The organism is Corynebacterium sp. HMSC08C04 (genome assembly GCF_001807495.1).
In the GTDB taxonomy this organism is placed as follows: Bacteria; Actinomycetota; Actinomycetes; order Mycobacteriales; family Mycobacteriaceae; genus Corynebacterium; species Corynebacterium simulans.
The window spans coordinates 31,957-53,076 of record NZ_KV789216.1 but is presented as its reverse complement, the minus strand read 5'-3'; the positions used below and the strand labels follow the sequence as shown (position 1 = coordinate 53,076).

Genomic DNA, 21,120 nt, shown 5'->3' with positions numbered 1-21,120 from the left:
ATATCAGGTGTCTACCAAACAGGGGTCAGGTCCCATCCCCGTCCCTGCCAGACCGCTACCTTGCGTGATGAGCAAATCCAGACCGCGTTCCTCGCCGCGCTAAACCAGCTGGCTGAACAATATCGCGGACAAAGCCACCTACCACAGGTCATCGACGCCATGTTTAATACAGACCAGCTCGAAGCGGAGTCCAAGCGCCTAGACGAGAAAATCCGCGCTCTTGCCAGCGAGATTGAATCATTGGTTGCAGAAAATCAGCGGGTAGCGCAAGACCAGGACCAATACCTCGCCCGCTACACCCAGCTAGAAGCGCGATACCAGAAAACCCTGGGCCGCAAACAAGCCATCGAGGCCGAGATTGCTGCCAAGAGTGCCAAGGCCACTGCGATCAAAACCGCCTACACCCAGTTGGCCGACAAGCCCATCCAGCATTTTCAACCATCCCAGTGGACAGCGCTTATCGACCATGCCGTTATCGGAGCCAACGAGATCCAGTTCGTCTTCAGAATCGGCACTGAAATCACCGTGCCTATTGCTAGCAGGCTGCCAGTTTCTTCCACTTCCTGATTTTGGTGCGAAACGTCGTAAATGGCGCGACGGTGTTGATATGCACCCATTTCCACACCGGCCACGCCGACGGGGTGGAAGAAGCCCACGCACGCTGACCCGAACTAAACAATTCTGATTCGGTTAGACCGCCCACCATTTTGACTATCTCACCAAGCAGGATCTTGAACCTGTCGATCAAATCCTCAGTAGATACCTGCTCCCAGCGTTGGTAGAACGATTCATACAATCCGCCCAGTTGATTCCACTTAAAACCAGGTGCCGGAGTCACCACGTCAAGACCGGCTTGTTCGTCACGTTCCCAGCCGAGCAGTAATTCCATCCAGCCAAGCTGGTAGGCGATCATCTGCCGGGGCGTGCGGTCAACACCGTCAACCAGCCGGTCCCAACCATCGCCAGGAACGCCTACGAACTCGCCGATAAAAAGTTCGCCACGCTTAGTAATCTCTGCGGCTAGTTCATCGCCGGACGCATACGATCTCACCACACACCTCCTCGTGAAACGGCCTTAGGTTTAACGCTTCGTTAGCGCGTTAAACCCTGAATACGCATTTTACTAGGGCAAACAAGATACCCGCTAACGCAAAACCCAAACCCGCTAACGCAAGCGATTTTTCACACCCCCTAAGCGATACTCGCTAACGCAAAAGGGTACTTATCAAATCCGACGTCTAAGTGGAGCCGCCTGCGAGAATCGAACTCGCGACCTTCTCATTACGAGTGAGATGCTCTACCGACTGAGCTAAGGCGGCACGATGCAGTGTGTATATGCACCGCCTGAGAGTTTAGCCTAGGCCTGGGCTGATAAAGAAATCGGGCTATCACCTGTAGTGTGCACGCAGCACACGTGCTGGTTAGCGCGCGCCACAGGCCAGGCGCAGGCGGCCCACCATGCCGTCGAAAGCCACCTGCGGGGTGACGTTCTGCGGCAGCTGCTCGCGGCAGGTACGGATGGCGGACTGAGCGGCAAGCAGCCCATCCTCGCTCACGCGTTGGGCAAGTTCGCCCGCCAGGCCGGCGAAGTCCGGGTGGGTCATGTCCACCTCAGCGCCAACTTTGAGCATGAGCGCATCGCGGTAGATACCGGCAAGATCCACAAGGACAATATCGAGGCCGTCGGCGATGCGGCGTTTAGCGCGCTTCTTATGGAGCTCCTCCAGTTCTTTCAGGGCACTGCGGGCGTCGCGCTGCGCCTTGCTTGCTCCCTTACCCTTGGCGCCGATGCCGAAGGACTGCTCAATTTTGGAGCGCTCCGCTTCTTCGGATTCAGCGTGAGAATCCTTGGCGTCCTTCTCAATGAACTTCAGCAGAGCGGTAACGGATTGGAAGGCCTGGGAGCCGTGGAAGACGTCTTCGGCCAGGTTGATGGCCATGGCGCGACGCTTTTGTGCGGCCGCATCCTGTACCAGGTGGCGGGCACGGCCCACGTGCTGCAGGCTCGTGACGGCGGCCAGGCGAGCATCGTGTTCGCTGGCGCCCTCGGCGACGAGCTGTTTGACCACGCCTTCCACGCTGGGCGAAGGAATATATAGGTGGCGGCACCGCGAGCGCAGGGTCTGGGAGAAATCTTGTGGGTCCTCGGAAGGAGCCACCATGACGATGACGGTGCGCTCCGGCGGCTCCTCCACTGTTTTCAGCAAAGCGTTGGCGGCCTCGTTGCGCAGGCGGTCGGCTTTGTTGAAGATAACCACGCGCCACGGCGCCACGCTGGGCAGGCTCGCCGCACGGCCGATGACATCGCGGGCCTCGCCGACAGTGATGAATTGTTCCTTAGGATCGACGAAAACTAGGTCGGTGTGTTTTTGTTGTTCCAATACCGCCCGGCAGGCCGCGCACTGCCCGCAACCGGGGTCCCCGTTTTCGTCTTTGCTCGTGCACATCAACGCCGCCGCAAAGCACAGCGCCGCCAAAGAGCGGCCCGCCCCGGGAGGACCCGTAAGCAGCCAAGAATGACTCATCGCCCGCAGATCCCCCTCACCTCGGGCGGCCCGAGCTGCGGCCAAGATGGTCTGGGCCACTGCTGGGGTATCTGCCAATCGTTGCGCAACGCTTCCGGTATTCACTCGCCCTAGCCTACTGGGATAACTAAAGTAATAAATCATGAACAGACTACTGCGTGGCGCCCGCTGGCTCATGGGCACCCAATGGCCTATGTACGCCACGCTCGTTCTGGGATCCAACATCTTAGGCGCCGTGGCGATCATGACCTTCGTGGTCTTCTTCCTGCCGATGCCGGAGATCAAGGACTTTACTTCCGACGTCCCGCACTTAGCGTTAATCGGCGTCCTCTATGTTTCCTTCGCCGTGCTCATCGGCATTTCGGTAACCCTGTTACTCTTCCGGCCGGTGCTGGACTGGCAGCGCAATCCCGAAGCCCACGATCCAAACATGGTGCGCAACCTGGTGCTGCGCATCCCCATCTACCAAGCCGCAGTGGCCGGCCTGGTGTGGATCATTGGCATCGTCTTGGCCATCATCATCGCCACCCAATCCTCCGGCAGTCTGGGCCTAGTCGTGGGAGTTTCCACGACCTTGGCCGGCCTGTTGGTGGTGTTGCTTACCTACTTGCAGGCAGAACGCCTCGTGCGCCCCGTGGCGGCGCAGGCAGTGGCCCGCCGCTTCGAGGACTCCACTCTGGAGCCGCCGATTAAGTACCGCCTCATCTATACCTGGGTAATGACCTCCGGCATTCCGCTCGTCGGAATCGCACTGGTGCTCGTGGGCCAGCGCACCGGCATGTTCACGGATAACGCCAACGACATCATGCCCGCGGTCATCGCCCTAGCGCTGACCGCCCTGGGAACGGGTTTTACTGGCACCGTCTTCGCGATGATGAGCGTCGTTGACCCCATCGTCGAGCTACAGGATGCAATCAACCGCGTGCGCCGCGGCGAAAATGATGTGCAGGTCGATATTTATGACGGTTCCGAGTTGGGCGTGTTGCAGGCAGGCTTTAATGAAATGATGCGCGGCCTGCGCGAGCGTCAACGCGTGCGCGATATCTTCGGCCGCTACGTCGGCATCGAGGTCGCCCAGCGCGCACTGGAGGAACGCCCCGAGTTGGGCGGCGAGGACCGCAAGGTAGCCGTTCTTTTCATCGACGTCATCGGCTCCACCACCTTCGCGGTCAACCACACCCCAGAGGAGGTCGTCGAAGAGCTCAACAAGTTCTTCGAGCACGTAGTCGAAGTGGTGCACCGCAACAAGGGCATCATCAACAAGTTCCAGGGCGATGCCGCGCTGGCCGTATTCGGCGCTCCGCTTAACGTCTACGACGCTAACTCCATGGCGCTGCAGGCGGCGCGCGAGCTGCGTCAGGAGCTACGTGGCTTGGAGCTGCAGGCAGGCATCGGCGTCGCGGCGGGTCACGTGGTGGCCGGCCACATCGGCGGCGCGGACCGCTTTGAGTACACCGTCATTGGTGATGCAGTAAACGAGGCGGCCCGCCTGACCGAGCTGGCCAAGGACACTCCGGGCCAGGTCCTGACCAACTCCGCCACGCTGCGCGGTGCCAACGAGGCAGAGCAAGCCCGCTGGACCATGATGAAGTCCATTGAGCTGCGCGGACGACGCCGCATGACACGCCTGGCACGCCCTATCCGCTCCACGCTTGCTGAACGCGCGGAACAATAGCGGAGCAATAGCGGCGCAGTAACCGAGAATTTATTTCATAAAATCTGTAACATGCGCCCCATGACTTCCGCAGTGTCTCAGTCTCGACCTCGCATGATCGTGCCCGACGTAGCTCGTGGTATGGCTCTTCTCGGCATCGCCCTAGCCAACGTCTGCACTGGGTGGATTACCACCTCCCATCCAGACGGCCAGTACTTCGGCGGCATCGATTCCGGCAACGCGTGGGATAAAGCAACCGTGCTCTTTACCGCGATGTTCGCGCATAACCGCGGCTTGCCGATGTTCTCCACGCTCCTGGGCTTCGGTATTGGGCTTATCACCCTGAGCCTTTGGCGCCGCGGCTTCCCGCTCGGCCAAGCGCGCATGGTCATCATCAAGCGCTACGGCTTCCTGGCCCTTTTCGGCATTATCCACCTGGTGTTTATCTTCTATGGCGACATCATGTTTTTCTACGGCTGCTGTGCTTTGGTCATCAGCATGTTTATTTCCCTGCACGATAAAACTCTCAAGAAGATCGCTTATACCCTGCTGACCATCATTACGGTCCTTGGAATCGGTGCGTTTGTGCTTACGCTTTTGGTTCCGGAATTAGGCATGAATTACGTCAACTTTTCCGAGCTTCCCCAATCCTATGGAAAGTTGGTGCTGGATGGATTATTGATGCTGTTGGGGCAGGCTGTTAGCGCCGGGCCGTTCATGCTCATGTACGGACCCATCATGTTGGTGGGCTTTACGTGGGCGCGCCAGGGCACGCTTGCCGACGTCGCGTCTCACCGCGCCGAGCTGCGCATCTGGGCGGGCATTACAGCAGTGATCATCTTGGGCGTGGGCCTGCCGTGGGGTCTTGCTACTATCGGCGTGCTCCCCGCGGAAGCCGAGGGGGCCTTCTTTCAGCTCAACACCTTCGTCGGCGTGATTACCGGCCCGGGCATCCTGGCGATGCTCGCGCTGGTGCTAGAGAAGGTGCAAACACTGCCCTGGTGGCTGTGGCCATTTAGTGCGCTGGGTAAGCGCTCGATGAGCGGCTACATCATGCAGTCGATCATCTTCTTCGCGGTGATTTTCCCGTTCACCTTGAACATCGGCTCCCAGTTCTATGCCTCCGGCTTGGCCTTGTTGGCGGTGGGCAACTGGCTGCTCACTCTGCTGCTGGCCTGCCTTCTCGAATACTTTGGCAAGCCGGGCCCGTTCGAGTGGCTGCATCGCCGAATTTCTTATGGCAAGACGATGCGGCCAGAACTAAAAAGGCAGCCGCCTAGCGGCATTGAATCACCCGTCAGTGGCGCTCCAGTGCATCAACCAGAAGGAAATGTCCAAGCACGCGGCTAGCGGCCTCGGCGGCGCCCAGCAGGCGGCTATCGCGCAGCGGGTTGACGGGCAGGGTGCGTGCAAGGGTAAGCCCCTCTGAAAAGAGGATGAGGTTGGCGCCGTGGCTCGCGCCCTTCGTGGCGTCTGCGCGCAAGGCTGGATCCCCTGCGAGCGCCGAAGTGGCGGCAACAGCCGCACCAGCCACTGCGGTGGCCGCGCGGTAGCGGCCCTTAGATACGGCAAGACCGCCAGCCCACGCGCCGATGCGCAGGCCCCAGCCCAGCTTGTCGTTGCGCTGCGCACGCAAAAGATACAGATAAGCCCCGTGATGCAAGGCAATGGCGGCAATGCCTAGAGCATTCGGTTCGCCGCGCTTGCAGTACTGGCCCACCGACCCCGCGGCAAGACCACCGCGCAGCACCGGGTTCGCCGTTTGGGTGCATAGAGTAGCTATTACCGCGGCGTCGAGAAGCCGAGGCTCAAACCCGAAGATGCGCGCCCAAGCGCTGGCCTCCCCGGCGGCTAAAAGCCCTAGGCGCGCGGGGTGGCCGGCGGGATCGGTAATTGCGGGATAAACCGCCCGCCACAGCGCGGCGGCGCCCTGTTCAGTGCGTTGCAGGAAGTCCATCGCTACTTGCGGCTGCCTGCCTTGACCACGTTCTTAGTGCCTGGCGAAGGCTTCTTCGCCGTCGACTTCTTCGTGGATTTCTTGGTTGCCTTCTTCGTGGATTTCTTAGTCGATTTTTTGGTCGACTTCTTACCAGCCTTCTTGGTGGTCTTCTTCTTACCACCATCCGCGGCTTCCTTGGCACGGCGTTCGGACAACAGCTCGTTGGCACGGGCGTCGGTAAGCGTTGCGGGATCGTCGCCGCGGCGCAACGAAGCATTCGTGGTGCCGTCGGTGACGTACGGGCCAAAGCGGCCATCCTTGACGGACATCGGCTTGCCGGAGACGTCATTGTCACCCAGCTGCTTCAGCGGCGGCTGCGCGGCGGCGCGGCCACGGCGCTTCGGCTCCGCGTAGATGCGGCGCGCCTCGTCCAAGGTGATGGAGAAGATCTGCTCTTCGTTAGCCAGCGAGCGGGAATCGCTGCCCTTCTTCAGGTACGGGCCATAGCGGCCATTCTGTGCGGTGATGACCTCGTTATCGGAAGGATCCACGCCCACCTCACGCGGCAGGGAAAGCAGCTGCAGGGCCTGCTCCAGGGTGACCGAAGAAGGCTCCATGGAGCTAAACAGCGAAGCGGTGCCAGGCTTGAGCTTTTCGTCGATGTACTCGGCGATGCGCTTTTCCTTCTGCTTTTCCGCAGTCTTGGTCTCCCAGTTCTTGGCGCGCTTGCCTTCCTCGGCGCGCTGCTTATCCTCAGCCTCGCGCTCCTGCTTGACCACCTCGAGGGCCTCGGCCTCAGCCTTCTCGCGCTCATCCTCGCGCACCTGCTCGGTGACATACGGGCCGAAGCGGCCTTCCTTGGCCACGATCATGCGGCCATTGGCGGGGTTCTCACCCAGCTCGCGGCCGCCCTGCGGGGTGGCAAAGAGCTTCTCAGCGAGCTCTTCACCCAGCTCATCCGGGGTGGTGGTCTCAGAAAGGTTGGCGCGCTGATACTCCGGTGTGCCGTCCTCGGCCGTGCCCACCACGCGCTCGATGTACGGGCCATAGCGGCCGACGCGCACGAAGACGTCGCGGCCTTCCGAGTCGGTGTAGAGCAGCAAGGAGTTGACCTTGCGAGCGTCGATGGCCTCAAGGTTGATATCGATAAGGGACTTCAAGCCGCCGTGGCGCGCGATGGAATCCGCCTTCTGCTCCTTGGCCTCAGCATTGCCGAAGTAGAAGCCCTTGAGCCATTCGGTACCGTTCTCGTTACCAGCGGCAATCGCGTCGAGCTCGTCTTCCATCGAGGAAGTAAAGTCATAATCCACCAGCTCGGTGAAGTTGTCTTCCATCAGGCCGATGACCGCGAAGGCAACCCAAGATGGCACAAGCGCGTTGCCGCGCGAGAGCACGTAGCCGCGGTCCTGGATGGTCTTGATGATGGAGGCATAGGTGGAAGGACGGCCAATGCCCAAATCTTCCATCTTCTTAACCAGGCTGGCCTCGGTATAGCGCGCCGGCGGGTTGGTGGAGTGACCGTCAGCGGAAACTTCCTGGGAGGCCAGCGCGTCGCCCTCGTCGAGGTGCGGCAGGCGGGACTCACCGTCGGAATTCTTGTTAGCCACGTCCTCGTAGGCCTTCAGGAAGCCCGGGAAGGTAATGGTGCGGCCGGTGGCAGAAAACTCAACGTCCTGCGCGCCCTCGGCGGTCTTCGCATTCGCAGCCACCGTGACCTTCATGGAGGTTCCCTTGGCATCTGCCATCTGGGAGGCCACGGTGCGCTTCCAAATCAACTCGTAGAGCTTGAACTCTTCGGCATCGAGGCGGCTCGACAGCTCGCCCGGGGTGGCAAACTTTTCGCCCGCCGGGCGGATCGCCTCGTGGGCCTCCTGAGAGTTTTTCACCTTGCGGTCATAGATACGCGGGGAATCAGCGACATACTCCGCGCCAAAGATGGAGCTAGCCGCGCCACGCGCCGCGTTCAGGCCCTGCTTAGACAGCGAGGTCGAGTCGGTACGCATGTAGGTGATGTGACCGTTTTCGTAAAGACGCTGCGCAATGCGCATAGTGCGCTCGGAGGTGTAGTGCAGGCGGCGGCCCGCCTCTTGCTGCAGGGTCGAGGTCATAAACGGCGCATAAGGCTTGCGGGTATATGGCTTGTGCTCGACGCTTGTGACGGAGAAAGCGGCGCCTTTCAGGGCGTCGGCAAGCGCCTGTGCGTGCGCCTGCTTGACGACGACCACCTCGTCGCTCTTGAGCTTGCCCGAATCATCGAAGTCACGGCCTAGGGCAACACGCTTGCCGTCGATGGCGGTCAGACGAGCATCGAAAACTTCCTTCGCCTCAGCCTTCTCGCTGTGCAGGCGAGCGGTAAGATCCCAGTACTCGGCGGAGATGAACGCCATGCGCTCACGCTCACGCTCGACGATGACGCGGGTGGCAACGGACTGCACGCGGCCGGCAGAAAGGCGCGGCATGACCTTCTTCCACAGCACCGGCGAAACCTCGTAGCCATAAAGGCGGTCCAGGATGCGGCGGGTTTCCTGCGCATCGATCAGGTTCTCGTCGAGCTCACGGGTGTTTTCTGCCGCCTCCAAGATGGCGGACTTGGTGATCTCGTTGAAGACCATGCGGCGCACCGGCACCTTTGGCTTAAGCACCTCAAGCAGGTGCCACGCAATCGCCTCACCCTCGCGGTCGGGGTCTGTTGCGAGATAGAGCTGATCGCACTGCTTCAGCTTGGCTTTAAGGTCAGCGACCTTCTTCTTTTTGTCCTGGCTAATGACATAGAGCGGGGTGAAGTCATCCTCGGGGTTGACGCCGAGGCGCGCCCAGGATTCTTTCTTGTACTTCGCCGGGACGTCGGCGGCGCCACGTGGGAGATCACGAATGTGTCCCACGGAGGCCTCAACAATGTAATTGTCGCCTAGGTAGGGCTGGATCTTCTTAGCCTTCGTCGCCGACTCGACGATGACCAGGGTTTTCCCGGCTACTTCTGCCACTCGACTTCATCCCTTTCGATGATGCGATCACTTGTCGCTCACACGTTGCTTTCTACAACGGTTATACAACGCCCTTTGTTCACGCTACGTTAAACGAGCACGATCAAAAGGCAATTGAGCAATAGCGTACAGAAGTTCTTTTACTCTGTACTTATTAGGGCAGCTGCGCTGCCTTACCTGCTGCCTTTAGACATGCACGGTTATACTGGACGCTTTGTCACAGTAACTGGGCACAGTAACAGGCACAGTAACACGAATCGCGTACCCGATGGGGAGGAATGATGGTTGCATCCGTCACCGCATGGATCGAAGTAGTCATGCTAACCCAATGGGTATACCCGCTGGTAGGAACATTGATTTTCCTCGATTGTTTCTTCCCGGTGCTGCCTTCAGAGATCCCGCTCAACATGGTTGGAGCATGGTCAGCCTCGCAGGGCTACCCGCACATCCCCATGATGTTCTTCGTGGCAATTCTGGCCGCCATCGTGGGCGATAACCTGTGCTTCCTGCTCGGCACCCGCCTGATGACGCTGGTCAATCGCGTCCAGAAGGGCACCAAGGCCTACGAGGGCCTGGCTTGGGTCAAGCGCAACATGCGCCGCGGCGGTGGCGCGGCGATTATCATCGCACGCTTTATCCCTTCGGCCCGCCTTTTCATGACCATCCTGTTGGGCTCGATGCGCTATCCTTGGCCGCTGTTTTTCTTCTTCGACATCATCGGCGTCAGCATCTGGGCCGCGCAGGCGCTGGCCATTGGCTTCGTGGGTGGCAAGGCCTTCTCGGATTCTCCTGCCGTGGCGATGATTGTCAGCATCATCGCCGCCGTCATCATCGGCTTTGGCCTACAAAAGGCCCAGAATGCGGTGCTCGAGTGGTGGGATACCCGCCGCGGATATGCAGAAACCCCTTAAGCCTTTAAAGGCTTAAAGGGGCCGTGTGTGAGCTTTTAAACGCCGCGTTTTAAAGGGCGGTGACGTTCTGGGCCTGCAGCCCCTTTTGACCTTCGGCGACCTCGAAGGAAACCTTCTGGTTTTCCTCCAGGGTGCGGAAGCCGCTGCCCTGAATCTCGGAGTAGTGAACGAAGATGTCGCCGGAGCCATCTTCCATCTCGATAAAGCCGTAGCCCTTTTCTGCGTTGAAGAACTTGACGGTGCCTTGTGCCATGGTGTTTAACCTTCTATGTAAGTGTCTACTAGTAGTGGACAAAATGGATTGTGGAAAACAAATCTTCGCCAGCACTAACCAAAAGAAAAACACTGAGCCAAGAATTTATCGGCCTAGCACCCAGTGTGGCACGTTTGGTTAGCTGGCGATAGCTCGCCACGTAAATCTTTTTAGAAAGGGGGTAGCGTGCCCAACCCCCTCGGCCAAGAATTAGTCGAGCTGCTGCAACGCCGCTTCGATGAAACAACGTTTACTTCCGTCACCACTTTAGAGGCAAAACCTGCCCAGTTCGGGCCGTGGCCAGAGTGGGTTTTGCCGGGACTTAAAACCTATTTGCAGGGCCATGACGTGGCAAAGCTTTATTCGCACCAGGTTAAAGTGGCCGAAGAAGCATGGCGGGGCAACGACGTCGTGGTTGCCACCGGCACTTCCTCCGGCAAATCTTTGGGTTATCTCCTTCCCGTCCTGACTAGGCTGGCGGAAGAGCCCACCGCGTGCGCTTTGTATATCACCCCCACTAAGGCGTTGGGCTCGGATCAGCTGCACGCGGTTTTGCAGATATGCCGCGAAGTTGAGCAGTTGCGCGGTGTGGTCGCGGCGCCTTACGACGGCGATTCGCCCACCGAATCCAGACCCGGCATCCGGGACGATGCGCGCTTTATCTTTTCGAATCCAGACATGATCCACATGTCGATGCTGGCCTCGCATCAGCGCTGGGCGCGTTTCCTGCGGCACTTGCGCTTCATCGTCGTAGATGAGTGCCACTCCTATCGGGGAGTATTTGGCGCGAATGTGGCGTTGGTTTTGCGCCGCTTGCTGCGCTTATGCGAACACTATGGCGCGCATCCGGTGGTGATTTCTGCCTCGGCCACGATGAAGGACCCCGCACTGCATGCGCAGCGCCTTACCGGGCGTGACACGGTTGCGGTCACAGAAGACGGCGCTCCCACGGGTGCGCGGACGGTGGCACTTTGCGAGCCCGGGTTCATCGATGGTGCGGAGGGCGAAAATGGCGCTCCCGTGCGCTATGCCGCAACCACCGAGTCTGCCGGGATGATGGCGACTTTGGTGGCAGAAGGCGCCCGCACTCTTACCTTTGTGCGTTCCCGGCGCGCCGCGGAGACGGTGGCCTTGCGCACCGCGGAGGAGCTATCTGGTTCCCTCGGACGGCCCGATTTCGCCCGTCGCATCGCGGCTTATCGGGCGGGTTACTTAGCTGAGGACCGGCGCAAGTTAGAGCACGCGCTTGACGACGGCACGCTGCTCGGCGTCGCCACCACCTCCGCGCTGGAGCTAGGCATTGACGTCGGCGGCCTTGATGCCGTGGTCATTGCGGGCTTTCCAGGAACGGTGGCTAGCTTCTGGCAGCAGGCGGGCCGCGCGGGAAGACGCGGGCAAGGCTCCGTGGTGGTCTTGGTCGCGCGCGACGAGCCGATGGATACCTACTTGGTGAATCATCCGGAGGCCCTGCTGGGAAGGCCGGTGGAGGCCAGCGTGTTTAACCCGGCAAATCCCTATATCTTGTTCGGCCATGTCTATTGCGCGGCGGTGGAAAAGCCACTGCAAGATGCGGAGATCGCCCAGCTGGGTGCGCAGGAGGTTGTCCATTCCTTGGCGGAGCGCGGGCTGTTGCGACGCCGCGACCGTGGCTGGTTTGCAGCGCCCATCCCGGCGGGCGAAGAGCTCACCCCAGAGACCGCACACTCGGCGGTATCGTTGCGCGGCGGCGCAGGCGAGGAAGTGATGATCGTGGATTCTTCCGACGGCCGCCTGCTTGGCACCATCGACGCTGGACGCGCCGCCAGCCAGGTCCACCCCGGCGCGGTGTATCTGCATCAGGGCGAAAGCTTCGTGATTGAGCAGCTGCACTTCGCGGACTACCTGGCGCTGGCAATGCCGGAGACGCCGGAATATACAACGACCCCGCGCTCGACTACGGATATCCGCATCGTGCGCGAGGCCGATGAGCTCATCAACTATGCGCCGGGTCTGTGGGTGGCCAACGTAGAAGTGGAAGTAGTCGACCAAGTAACCGGCTACCAGGTGCGCCTGCCCGACGGCACGGTTGGCGATGACATTCCGCTGGACATGCCGCAGCAGCGCCTGCACACCCGTGCGGTGGCCTACACCATTGATCCGCTGGCGCTTGCAGCAATGGGTGTGAGCGCCGCCGATACTCCGGGCACTCTGCACGCGGCGGAGCACGCCGCGATTGGCCTGCTACCGCTGATTGCTACCTGCGATAGGTGGGATATCGGCGGCGTGTCCACGGCGCAGCATGCGGATACTGGTCTTCCTACGGTCTTTGTTTACGATGGTCACCCGGGCGGCGCCGGCTTTGCCGATGAAGGCTTCCGCCGCTTCCCGGAGTGGATAGCCACCACGTATGAAACGGTGGTTTCTTGCCCGTGCGAGGCAGGCTGCCCCTCGTGCGTGCAGTCACCAAAGTGCGGCAACGGCAACAACCCGCTGGATAAGGCCGGTGCCATTAAGTTGCTTGGTGCACTGGTGACGATGACGCAGTCAGGGCCCATGCCCACCGAGACCTAGACCGGACCAGCCCGAGCCACCGCCTCCACGCGCCTCACGGCGACAGTGACGATGACATCGCGCTCGATCACGCGGCACTGCCTAACACTGGAGTTGTTGTGCTGCGCGGTCTCCCGCGCCGCGGCACACCCGTCTTGGCCTTTTGCGTGTTCCCACGCGGCCGCCACCGCCGACATGTCGGCGGCAACCTGCGCCTCATGGCGCGCTGCCACGCGGCTGGCCACGGTGACAACAACCAAGAGGAGGGAGACGATGGCAACGATGATCCCCGCATTAACCACGGTGGCATAGCCAGCCTCAGCGTCTTTGCGGCACATCACTGCCCGCCTCCCGCCGAACCCGCTATCTCGGCCGGAAACACTGCCTGCGCTTTCATCTCCCCCAACGGCGAGCGCACGGTGGCTTGTGCGGTGACGAGGCCACCCCTTTCAGCGATGTCGACGCTTACTTTCTCCTGGGAGTAGTCCTCGCCTATCGCATAGGCACGCGCAGCGGCACCGGCGGCGTCGACAGCCGCCAGGTGGGCCGCCATCGTCGCGACACCCGCAACGGCACCGGCTGCAACGATGACCAAAGAGCTCAAGCCGAGGGCTGCCTCAATGGTGACCGAACCAGTGTCGCCGCTAAGGCGCCGAACGATGTGAAGATAACAGCGCCGCATTGTTTAACCCGGAGTGTTAGACAAAGCGTCAGTGATGATGGATTCGATAGCGTCTGGCACCTGGCCGCCGTTGATGACGGCATAGAGCACAGCCGCAAGGGCCGCAGCGGCCAGCGAACCCATGGCGTATTCGATGGTGGACATACCGTCGTCATTCTTGAAAGCGGTATTAATCTGAGCAGCAATCTTGTGCATGTTCTCTTCCTTTCCTTGTGGGTGAATTGAGGTGAAAAATGTGTGGTTTACGGTTACAACAATTGGGAGCCGAGGCTTAAAATCACCGGCACCAATCCCAGGACTATGAAGGCTGGGAGGAAGCACACTGCCAGCGGCAGCGCGATGAATACCCCGGCGCGCTCTGCCCGAGCGGTTGCATGAGCTGTGGCTTCCGCCCGCAAGGTTTCGACTAGGCGATGACAGCCCGCGGCAATCGCCGCACCCGATTCCCCGGAAAGCTCCAGTAATCCGGCGAGATCTTCGAGTTGCGGCTGTGCACGCAGCACGTCCACGGCAGCGGCCAGCGGAGCGCCCACGCCCAGCAGCGTCGCCGCTTCCTTCCAGGCAGCGCACGCGCTTGTCGACGCCACGCCTGCCAAGGCCTCACGTACCGACAGCCCTGCCTCCACGCAGGCGGCGAAGAGCTCTAGGTCGGCGGCCACATCGAGCGGTGCCGGCTGCTTTCCGGGGCCATCCCGCGGAGTCTTGGGCCGCACGATCCGACGCAGCGGCGCGCTCGTGGGAATGCACAGTGCAAGAGCCAGGCAAAGATAAGTCAGCATGCCGTCGCGCTCCTTAAGATGTAGCGCGACCACGCAAACCCGCCGCAGGCCAGGCCAACCCCTATGACGAGAAGAAGGCCACCAAGTCCGCCTCCTAAAAGCAGCCCCAGCGAATCCGCGCCCATCGCGCCTCCCATGGCGATGCCGGCCAACGGCAGACATGCCAGGATAAGCGCGGTGGCCTGCGGACCTTGCAGAGAAGACTCCGTGGATTGCGCATGCCGGCGGGCCGCATCCAACTGGGATTGGGCTTGCTCCACCAGCCCCGCCAGCGCCACGCCGTGCAAAGAAGAGAGCCGAATGACGTGGCCTAGCCGCACCACCGCCGGTTCCGTGGCCGCAACGAGCGGACCGTGGATGGCCCCACCGTGGGCGGCCATGCCTGCCGCAGTGCGCAGCGGCACGAGCACGGCGGCGGGGCAATCCGCAGGTAGCGCTTCCACGCCACGCTTTAGGGCACCGGCCGTCGTAGCACCGGCCCGCAGATCCGCAGAGACCGTGCCCAGGAACGTGGCGAGTTCTTTGCGGGCGCGCCGGGATCTCCGCGCGGAGTTGATATCCCGCAGGTACCACACCGCGCAGGCAACGACGCAGAGCACTGCGAGGGCGACGCTTAAGCGGCCAAAGACGTAAAAGCACAGCCCACCACAAAAGACGATTGGCCCAATCAAAAGCGTCGGGACACGCTTGCGCCCTTCCGTTTGATGCAAGCGCCGCGCGGCGGATGGTTGCGCTAAAAGCGCAGCTAAAGCCAGAAGTATAAAAGTCATTGCGCCACCCCTAAGCGCTCAACAAACTCACTAAAGCCTTCCCCCGGCCCGGTGTCGGCGCTCCAGATAAGCTGCGGCCGTACCGGATTGCCTTCCAGCACCCCAATGTGTGCCAGGCGCCTTCCCTCAGGCCCTCTTTCCATCGCCAGGACCACATGCACTGCGGCGGCCAGTTGGGAGTGCAACGCCGCCCTGTCCAACCCACCCAGTGCGGCGAGTGCCTCCATGCGAGCTGGCACCTCCCACACGGAGTTGGCATGCAACGTTCCTGCTCCGCCATCGTGACCAGTGTTTAATGCGGCGAGCAGGTCCACGACCTCCGCACCACGAATCTCACCGACCACGATGCGGTCGGGGCGCATACGCAAAGACTGCTGCAGCAACTTAGCCATCGTTATTTCACCGCGGCCTTCTGCATTAGCGCGCCGGGATACTAAAGTCACCACATGCGGATGCAGCGGCGCCAACTCCGCGGTGTCTTCGATGACAAGGATGCGCTCATTCTTAGGCACCGTGCCCAGCAGCGCCGACAATAAAGTGGTCTTTCCCGCACCGGTGCCGCCAATGACGAGAAAGGAAGCATGTTTTTCCACGATGGCCCGCAGCAGCGGCTCCACCTCTTTCGCGATACTCCCGCTGGCAACAAGCTGCTCCAGGCTCGTCTGCGCCTGGCGTAGCACGCGCAAGCTGATGCACGTCCCGCCAGCCGAAGGCGGTGCCAACAAAGCATGCAGGCGCAACGCAGTGCCATCCCCACGGGCAAGCCGACCATCGGCAAAAGGCTGCGCATCATCGAGGCGCACGCCTGCTACTGCGGCCAGGCGCGTGGCCAGCTGGCGGACTTCGGCATCATCGACAAAAGAAACTGGCGTGGGTTCTAGCCCATTGCCTCGGTCGATAAAGCAACTGCGCGGGCCGTTAACCACGACGTCGCTAAGCCCGGGCTGCGCCAGGATCGGCTCGAGGACTCCCAGGCCCAGGGAATCATGCCGCAGGCGACGCAGCAGATCCAGCACGTCTGCATCGCTGATAACGCCTGCCTCCTGACGAATCCGGCGCGCGAGCGCCGTAGTGTCAGCCACCAACTCAGGCGACGCGGCCACAATCGTGCGCAACCTATCCAAGAGATTTATCTCGCTCATCCCTGCACCGCCGCTCATGCCAGGACCTCGCCGACAACGTTTTCGGCAGCCACCCGCAGCCCGCGTGGCAGCCGCCGTAGGCCACCCGTATCGGCAGCTTTGGTAAGACCCCGGAGCGTGGGAATTTCGGCAATCGGATCGCGATGAACAATTTTGGCGATGTCTTCCTTCGAAAGGCCTGACCACTGCCTGTAGCGCACCACTACACTGCATTTTTGTTGTTTGGCCTCCAGCTCCGCCACGAGCTTGGCGCATGCGGCAGTCGGGCGCACCTCTGCAGCCGTTAGGATTACGACATGCTCGCAGGCCTGTGGGATTTCAAGGGGCGAGCAATCGAAAACTGCCCCGGCTGGGTGCATCGCGGCAGCCTGAAAAATAGCCTCCCGGCGCGCCGGCTTAATACTCGGCTGGCCTGCATGGCCACTCCGCGCAGCAGCCAAAATTCCCAGTTCGCCTACTCGCGGCAACGCGCGATGTAGATCCACTGCGTTTACGCTTCCGCTACCTGCCGCAAGGTCCGGCCAACGCGCTCCCGGCTCCTCCTCGATTCCTGCCAGTAGGTCAAGCCCACCGGAGTAAGAGGTGGCGTCGATAAGCAGTCCGGCCCCTGCCACGCTCGCCACGGCATAAGCAAAAGTCGAAGTTCCTACTCCCCCTGCCGCGCCAACTATGGCCAACGCGAAGTTATTGCCGCTTGTCTGCTGCGGCCGGACTCGATCCGCCAAAGCGCTCAAAAGCTGTTTCGATTCCGCCGGAATGATAAAGGCCTCGGCGCTGCGGCACTTCATGGCGGCCTCATAATCAATGGGTCCTGGATCTGCTGCGACGAAAAGCACTGGTGCCCTACTGTGGCTGGCGACTAATTCCGCGGTGAGCTTATCCGCAACGATGACCGTGGCTTTCGGCAGGTACCGCGCGAAGTCACGCGGGTCCTCAACCGCAGTAACCTGCGCGCTCGTCGCCGCTGCCGCGGCGATTACTTCCACCCGCAGCGCGGAATCTCCCACTGCGATAGCGATGCTGGCGTCGTATGAACTCATGCCTCCAGCATTGGTGAAGCGATATCCCCAGCACTAGAGGCAATTTTGCGGCTGTGGATAACTCGCCGGTTTTAAAGCACCTACCGCGACTCAAGGTGACGTATCAGCTAAAAACTGTGGAAATAGTGCGGTTGGTACTTTCCTGAACGCGTGGTTTCTAGGGCATCCCGCCTGTAAATAGATGATGACCCGCGCCTCGGGGGGGTGTGCGCGGGTCATCGGTAACCCGGCATCGGGGGGGTGAGCCGGGGCAGGCCGCACTGTATATCGGGGCCTTGCAAGGCTCATTATGACATGTAAGAGACAGGTTGACAACAGCAGCAATCCAGCTTGTTTCCTGCATTTGTTGGATTGCACCGATCCTCTTGCCGCAGCCACGCAACACCTTTAACATTGGCCACAACATGAATGATGCATCCAGCCACCACCGCAGCGGCGAGGCTCCCGTAGAGCAGGCCGCCGATTACGCACGCGTGGCTGCGTTCTTCGATCTAGACAAGACCATCATCGCCACATCTTCCGCTTTCGCCTTTGGCAAAGAGTTCATGCACAACGGGCTCATTACCCCAGCGGAGGCGCTGCAGATGTCGATTGCAAAAGCAAGCTACATGTTCGCGGGGCACTCCAGCCAGCAGATGGACGCCACTCGCGATCAACTAGCCGCGATGATCGCCGGTTGGTCCGTCGCGGAGGTACACAGCATCGCCAAAGAGACCATGCACAACGTGGTCACGCCCGCCATCTACGCAGAGGCCCGGGAACTCATCGATTTCCATCAAGCAGCCGGCCACGAGGTAATCATCATCTCGGCTTCGGCTGCCACGCTCGTGCGCCCCATCGCTGAAGAGCTAGGCATCGAGCGCGTAGTCGCTACCGAGCTAGAAGAGGTGGACGGCAAGTTCACCGGAAAGATTCTGTACTACTGCAAGGGCGCAGCAAAAGCTCAGGCCATTGCGGACTTCGCTGCGGAATTAGATATCGACCTGGATGTCTCTTTTGCCTATTCTGATTCCGCCACCGATATCCCGATGCTAGCTCTGGTTGGCCACCCAGTGGCGGTCAATCCCGATCGCCACATGAAAAAGCATGCCCTGGAACATGGCTGGGATATCCGCACCTTCAAGGATCCGGTTCCGCTATTTACGATGCCGGGCGCAAAAGAAGTAGGCATTGGATCTGCCGTCGTCGCTGGCATCGCAGCGGTTGTGGCCGCAGGGCTCTGGCTCAACCAGCACCCGGATTTTCTGCGTGCCCCAAAGTCCAGCGCCTAGTGCCAGCTTCTAGGCCGAGCGCGCGATTCCATCCGCCTCCACGCCGCCGGCAGCCCAGGCTGCAAGCAAAAACTCCAATGCGGGCCCGGGATTTTCCGAATATTCTCCTATGACCTGCCAATACTGCGCGCTATGGCGGTTGTAATAGGTCTCCGGTACGGCGAAGCCACGCGGATCGAATCCGCTATGGATGGCTGCCAGGCGTGCGGCAACCATTCCAATCAAGTTACTGCGTGGGCCAAATACCTCATAAGCCGCAATTTCCGCGTGCACCACGACGGGCAGCAGGCGGTCGAAGGCAACGCCGCTTCCTCCACTTACAAGACGAGAAAGGGCTTGTACGCGTGCTGCTTGTGCGCTGTTTGGCATTCCCGTGCCGCCGGCCGCGACGTCGAGACGCGCAAGCACCTGCAACGGGGCACGGGCAAAGGTACGCACCGTGGTTGCCTGAACCTCCGGGGCCAAGAGACTATAGGCGCTAATGGAATTGGCCAGCGGCCCTTCCATTGCGTCTTCAGCAGTTAGATCGGGGGATAGATCGGGCGCAACATTGGGCGAAATTTTGAGCCCATCTACAAAGACCGCAGCACGTGCACCCCGCATCGCCGATTCCGCAGAAATGACATCAAATTTCCGCAATCCAGCAGGACGGCGGTGCGCGCGAGAAATTTTCTCGACCGCACGCGCGGCTGAATTTTCCACACCGGGTAACGCAAAGAGCGGGGCCAACGGGTCTTTTTCTGCCATATCCTCTAGGATAGACCTGTGCGGCCACTGCGATTCCTCACACACGCAGCTGTCAGGCTTCATTACTATGGCCAATACAGATTTAGACAAACGCTAGGAGTATTTAACCGTGAGCAACGACGGACTATTCACTGACGGTGCGAACCAGTTCGCCCCAAAGGTCAACGCTATCCCGCTTAGCGACGCCGATAGCTCGAAGCGCGGCGAGGCCTCCGTTGGCCAACTGGTCTCCAACGCTACCGAGCAGATGTCTCAGCTCGTCCGCTCCGAGGTCGAGCTCGCCAAGACCGAGCTGGCTCAGTCCGCTAAGAAGGGCGGCATCGGTGCTGGCATGTTCGGCGTTGCCGGAACCGTTGCGCTTTATAGCTCTTTCTTCTTTTTCCTCTTCCTCGCCGAGCTGCTTGACAAGTGGCTCGACCGTTGGGCCGCATTCCTGATCGTCTTCCTCATCATGCTGGTGATCGCAGCCGTCGTTGGCTTCATCGGCTTTAAGAACATCAAGAAGGTCAAGGCACCCGAGAAGACCATCGAGTCCACCAAGGAACTAAAGAAGCTGGTTCCAGGCAAGGCTTCCAAGTCCGTCGAGCGCGGTTTGTACACCTAAAGCTTCTACCTTGAGATTTTTCTTCGCTTAGTCCGCCCGAGCTTGCTTTTGCTCGGGCGGGTTTAGCATTTAATAGGCGAGTTTGCTTTTCGCCGCCCCCGTCTCTCCCACCCCTTCTTGCTGCAAGCTGCCTCATCTGGTGAAAGGAACCACATCTCATGGCCCAGACTCCAGCACCCTTGTCGCCCTCGGTGGTTGAGCTAGACGGACCATTCAAACACGAGTACATCCATACCCGCGGCATTCGCCTCCACGTTGCAACCGCAGGTTCTCCAAGCGATCCGCTCGTACTTTTCCTACACGGCTCTTTCGGCGGCTGGTTCGATTTCAAAGACGCCATCGCCCCTTTGGCCGCACAAGGCTTTCACGTTGCTTCCCTCGACATGCGCGGCTTTGGCCTTTCCGATAAACCGCCAGTCGAAGCAGGCCAAGATATGCGCGCAGTGGTTGGCGACGTCACCGGCGTAATCCAAGCCTTGGGCCACGATGCAGCCTTCTTGGTTGGCGCAGATGCCGGTGGCGCAATTGCCTGGGCGGTAGCTAGCGAGCGCCCAGAACGCACGCTTGGCTTAGTTTCCATCTCTTCTTCCCACCCGGTCGATCTGCGCCGCGCGATGGCGGCACGTCCCTGGGACTTCGGCTGGCTCCTTTTGCGCGCCGCCCTTTGCCGCTTGGGCGGACCACTCAGCCGCCGCAACCCTCTCCTTTATGCCTCAAGCTATGAAAAAGAGCTGGCCCTCAACACCGACTCGAGCTTTTCGCACGACGCACGCAACCAGATTGCGCAGCTGCGCATTACCGCCTCACAAATCGGCAATGTACGCCGCGGCATCTTGTGGAACCACCGCATGCGCACTGCTGTTCCGCCATTAAGTTGGATCGACTCCTCGGTGGAAGCACCCATTCTTTATTTTCATCCCGCTCAGCAACTATGGCGCCCGCTTATTCGCCGCGCGAAAAACCGCTGCCTTGGTACCTTCGAAGAAAAGACCATTCCGCAGACTAAGAATCTGCCACACATCGAGGCCCCGGGCGTTTTCGTCGAGACCCTTCAGCAATGGCTTGCACCCTTAAGGGAACAAATTGCGAAATAAGTAACAATTAATACTTTCAGAGCGCCACCCCACAAAGGGGTGGCGTTTTCTTTATGTATTCGCACAAAAGTCCTGTACAGATAATACTATCTGCCGACTTATAGTTTTCATCACACGCTTATAATTTTCAAATCCTTGAATGTGCGCGCAGCCACAGTGTAACTTCAGTTCCAACCTTTCAAGGTTCATCAATGTT

21 protein-coding genes and 1 tRNA gene are annotated in these 21,120 nt (G+C 60.2%); 8 read left to right on the top strand and 14 right to left on the bottom strand.

Going from position 1 to position 21,120, the window contains the following annotated elements:
* Positions 1-567: DNA recombinase (locus tag HMPREF3169_RS12750; RefSeq protein WP_083286099.1), on the top strand; the 567-nt coding region annotated here is incomplete at its 5' end.
* Here HMPREF3169_RS12750 and HMPREF3169_RS07750 read toward each other — a convergent pair.
* The 3 genes from HMPREF3169_RS07750 to HMPREF3169_RS07740 all read right to left on the bottom strand — a co-directional run bounded on the left by HMPREF3169_RS07750 (position 536) and on the right by HMPREF3169_RS07740 (position 2,669).
* Entirely contained in the window at positions 536-1,054 is a 519-nt protein-coding gene (locus HMPREF3169_RS07750) for a ClbS/DfsB family four-helix bundle protein (RefSeq protein WP_011273047.1), read from the bottom strand. The two genes, HMPREF3169_RS12750 and HMPREF3169_RS07750, sit on opposite strands and share 32 nt — an antisense overlap.
* Before the next feature lie 189 nt (positions 1,055-1,243).
* Positions 1,244-1,319 (bottom strand) — tRNA-Thr (locus HMPREF3169_RS07745).
* A 102-nt stretch (positions 1,320-1,421) separates the two neighbouring features.
* Complete coding sequence (locus tag HMPREF3169_RS07740; protein ID WP_080986266.1) at positions 1,422-2,669, bottom strand: DNA polymerase III subunit delta'; 1,248 nt, start codon at positions 2,667-2,669, stop codon at positions 1,422-1,424.
* Here HMPREF3169_RS07740 and HMPREF3169_RS07735 point away from each other — a divergent pair.
* Positions 2,668-4,200, top strand: coding sequence for an adenylate/guanylate cyclase domain-containing protein (locus HMPREF3169_RS07735; protein WP_049147246.1), 1,533 nt, complete (start codon positions 2,668-2,670; stop codon positions 4,198-4,200). The two genes, HMPREF3169_RS07740 and HMPREF3169_RS07735, sit on opposite strands and share 2 nt — an antisense overlap.
* Before the next feature lie 51 nt (positions 4,201-4,251).
* Complete coding sequence (locus HMPREF3169_RS07730) at positions 4,252-5,529, top strand: DUF418 domain-containing protein (RefSeq protein ID WP_246815614.1); 1,278 nt, start codon at positions 4,252-4,254, stop codon at positions 5,527-5,529.
* Here HMPREF3169_RS07730 and HMPREF3169_RS07725 read toward each other — a convergent pair.
* Both HMPREF3169_RS07725 and topA read right to left on the bottom strand, forming a co-directional pair.
* Positions 5,477-6,136 (bottom strand): hypothetical protein, encoded by a 660-nt coding sequence (locus tag HMPREF3169_RS07725; RefSeq protein WP_070432338.1) that lies wholly within the window; start codon positions 6,134-6,136, stop codon positions 5,477-5,479. The genes HMPREF3169_RS07730 and HMPREF3169_RS07725 overlap by 53 nt on opposite strands.
* Positions 6,137-6,138: 2 nt before the next feature.
* Positions 6,139-9,102 (bottom strand): type I DNA topoisomerase, encoded by a 2,964-nt coding sequence (gene topA, locus HMPREF3169_RS07720; RefSeq protein ID WP_070432339.1) that lies wholly within the window; start codon positions 9,100-9,102, stop codon positions 6,139-6,141.
* A 281-nt stretch (positions 9,103-9,383) separates the two neighbouring features.
* Between topA and HMPREF3169_RS07715 the strand changes: the two genes are divergently transcribed.
* Positions 9,384-10,013: a DedA family protein gene (locus HMPREF3169_RS07715; protein ID WP_062044397.1), complete on the top strand. Its 630-nt coding sequence runs from the start codon at positions 9,384-9,386 to the stop codon at positions 10,011-10,013.
* A gap of 49 nt (positions 10,014-10,062) precedes the next feature.
* Here the strand turns inward: HMPREF3169_RS07715 and HMPREF3169_RS07710 are convergent, their stop codons facing one another.
* Entirely contained in the window at positions 10,063-10,266 is a 204-nt protein-coding gene (locus tag HMPREF3169_RS07710) for a cold-shock protein (RefSeq protein ID WP_061920226.1), read from the bottom strand.
* Positions 10,267-10,452: 186 nt separating this feature from the next.
* Here HMPREF3169_RS07710 and HMPREF3169_RS07705 point away from each other — a divergent pair, with 186 nt between their 5' ends.
* Positions 10,453-12,816, top strand: a complete 2,364-nt coding sequence (locus HMPREF3169_RS07705; protein ID WP_070456056.1) for a DEAD/DEAH box helicase — start codon at positions 10,453-10,455, stop codon at positions 12,814-12,816.
* On the opposite strand, the gene HMPREF3169_RS07700 is transcribed toward HMPREF3169_RS07705, so the two are convergent.
* From HMPREF3169_RS07700 to ssd, 7 genes are read right to left on the bottom strand one after another with little or no spacing between them, the layout of a single operon-like run.
* The gene (locus tag HMPREF3169_RS07700; RefSeq protein WP_062036140.1) at positions 12,813-13,133 is read right to left on the bottom strand and encodes an Rv3654c family TadE-like protein; all 321 of its coding nucleotides are present in this window, start codon (positions 13,131-13,133) and stop codon (positions 12,813-12,815) included. The two genes, HMPREF3169_RS07705 and HMPREF3169_RS07700, sit on opposite strands and share 4 nt — an antisense overlap.
* A complete protein-coding gene (locus tag HMPREF3169_RS07695) occupies positions 13,133-13,477 on the bottom strand; it encodes a hypothetical protein (protein ID WP_061920220.1) in 345 nt (114 codons plus the stop codon). The genes HMPREF3169_RS07700 and HMPREF3169_RS07695 overlap by 1 nt, the downstream gene beginning before the upstream one ends.
* 3 nt (positions 13,478-13,480) lie before the next feature.
* Positions 13,481-13,672 carry a DUF4244 domain-containing protein gene (locus tag HMPREF3169_RS07690; RefSeq protein WP_061920217.1) on the bottom strand — a complete coding sequence of 64 codons (192 nt, stop codon included), beginning with the start codon at positions 13,670-13,672 and terminating at the stop codon, positions 13,481-13,483.
* 53 nt (positions 13,673-13,725) lie between these two features.
* Complete coding sequence (locus tag HMPREF3169_RS07685; RefSeq protein WP_061920215.1) at positions 13,726-14,256, bottom strand: type II secretion system F family protein; 531 nt, start codon at positions 14,254-14,256, stop codon at positions 13,726-13,728.
* Positions 14,250-15,026, bottom strand: a complete 777-nt coding sequence (locus tag HMPREF3169_RS07680) for a lipase chaperone (RefSeq protein WP_061920213.1) — start codon at positions 15,024-15,026, stop codon at positions 14,250-14,252. Before HMPREF3169_RS07680 ends, HMPREF3169_RS07685 begins: the two co-directional genes overlap by 7 nt.
* Complete coding sequence (locus tag HMPREF3169_RS07675; protein ID WP_061920211.1) at positions 15,023-16,168, bottom strand: TadA family conjugal transfer-associated ATPase; 1,146 nt, start codon at positions 16,166-16,168, stop codon at positions 15,023-15,025. The genes HMPREF3169_RS07680 and HMPREF3169_RS07675 overlap by 4 nt, the downstream gene beginning before the upstream one ends.
* 14 nt (positions 16,169-16,182) lie before the next feature.
* Complete coding sequence (ssd, locus tag HMPREF3169_RS07670; protein WP_061920209.1) at positions 16,183-17,208, bottom strand: septum site-determining protein Ssd; 1,026 nt, start codon at positions 17,206-17,208, stop codon at positions 16,183-16,185.
* Positions 17,209-17,612: 404 nt separating this feature from the next.
* Here ssd and HMPREF3169_RS07665 point away from each other — a divergent pair, with 404 nt between their 5' ends.
* The gene (locus HMPREF3169_RS07665; protein ID WP_082778534.1) at positions 17,613-18,479 is read left to right on the top strand and encodes an HAD family hydrolase; all 867 of its coding nucleotides are present in this window, start codon (positions 17,613-17,615) and stop codon (positions 18,477-18,479) included.
* 9 nt (positions 18,480-18,488) lie between these two features.
* Here HMPREF3169_RS07665 and HMPREF3169_RS07660 read toward each other — a convergent pair whose 3' ends face one another.
* Positions 18,489-19,226, bottom strand: coding sequence for a hypothetical protein (locus HMPREF3169_RS07660; RefSeq protein ID WP_061920207.1), 738 nt, complete (start codon positions 19,224-19,226; stop codon positions 18,489-18,491).
* A gap of 109 nt (positions 19,227-19,335) precedes the next feature.
* Between HMPREF3169_RS07660 and HMPREF3169_RS07655 the strand changes: the two genes are divergently transcribed.
* Both HMPREF3169_RS07655 and HMPREF3169_RS07650 read left to right on the top strand, forming a co-directional pair.
* On the top strand, positions 19,336-19,830 hold the full coding sequence (locus tag HMPREF3169_RS07655) for a phage holin family protein (RefSeq protein ID WP_061920205.1): 495 nt from the start codon (positions 19,336-19,338) through the stop codon (positions 19,828-19,830).
* Positions 19,831-19,988: 158 nt separating this feature from the next.
* Entirely contained in the window at positions 19,989-20,924 is a 936-nt protein-coding gene (locus HMPREF3169_RS07650; RefSeq protein WP_062036150.1) for an alpha/beta fold hydrolase, read from the top strand.
* Positions 20,925-21,120: the final 196 nt, after the last annotated feature.

Excerpts from the sequence above, each read along its gene's own strand:
- HMPREF3169_RS07735 (WP_049147246.1), top strand. The coding sequence starts at position 2,668 with ATGAACAGACTACTGCGTGGCGCCCGCTGGCTCATGGGCACCCAATGG.
- HMPREF3169_RS07740 (WP_080986266.1), bottom strand. The coding sequence starts at position 2,669 with ATGATTTATTACTTTAGTTATCCCAGTAGGCTAGGGCGAGTGAATACC.
- HMPREF3169_RS07730 (WP_246815614.1), top strand. The coding sequence starts at position 4,252 with ATGCGCCCCATGACTTCCGCAGTGTCTCAGTCTCGACCTCGCATGATC.
- HMPREF3169_RS07725 (WP_070432338.1), bottom strand. The coding sequence starts at position 6,136 with ATGGACTTCCTGCAACGCACTGAACAGGGCGCCGCCGCGCTGTGGCGG.
- HMPREF3169_RS07715 (WP_062044397.1), top strand. The coding sequence starts at position 9,384 with ATGGTTGCATCCGTCACCGCATGGATCGAAGTAGTCATGCTAACCCAA.
- HMPREF3169_RS07710 (WP_061920226.1), bottom strand. The coding sequence starts at position 10,266 with ATGGCACAAGGCACCGTCAAGTTCTTCAACGCAGAAAAGGGCTACGGC.
- HMPREF3169_RS07700 (WP_062036140.1), bottom strand. The coding sequence starts at position 13,133 with ATGTGCCGCAAAGACGCTGAGGCTGGCTATGCCACCGTGGTTAATGCG.
- HMPREF3169_RS07695 (WP_061920220.1), bottom strand. The coding sequence starts at position 13,477 with ATGCGGCGCTGTTATCTTCACATCGTTCGGCGCCTTAGCGGCGACACT.
- HMPREF3169_RS07690 (WP_061920217.1), bottom strand. The coding sequence starts at position 13,672 with ATGCACAAGATTGCTGCTCAGATTAATACCGCTTTCAAGAATGACGAC.
- HMPREF3169_RS07685 (WP_061920215.1), bottom strand. The coding sequence starts at position 14,256 with ATGCTGACTTATCTTTGCCTGGCTCTTGCACTGTGCATTCCCACGAGC.
- HMPREF3169_RS07680 (WP_061920213.1), bottom strand. The coding sequence starts at position 15,026 with ATGACTTTTATACTTCTGGCTTTAGCTGCGCTTTTAGCGCAACCATCC.
- HMPREF3169_RS07675 (WP_061920211.1), bottom strand. The coding sequence starts at position 16,168 with ATGAGCGAGATAAATCTCTTGGATAGGTTGCGCACGATTGTGGCCGCG.
- ssd (WP_061920209.1), bottom strand. The coding sequence starts at position 17,208 with ATGAGTTCATACGACGCCAGCATCGCTATCGCAGTGGGAGATTCCGCG.
- HMPREF3169_RS07665 (WP_082778534.1), top strand. The coding sequence starts at position 17,613 with ATGAATGATGCATCCAGCCACCACCGCAGCGGCGAGGCTCCCGTAGAG.
- HMPREF3169_RS07660 (WP_061920207.1), bottom strand. The coding sequence starts at position 19,226 with ATGGCAGAAAAAGACCCGTTGGCCCCGCTCTTTGCGTTACCCGGTGTG.
- HMPREF3169_RS07650 (WP_062036150.1), top strand. The coding sequence starts at position 19,989 with ATGGCCCAGACTCCAGCACCCTTGTCGCCCTCGGTGGTTGAGCTAGAC.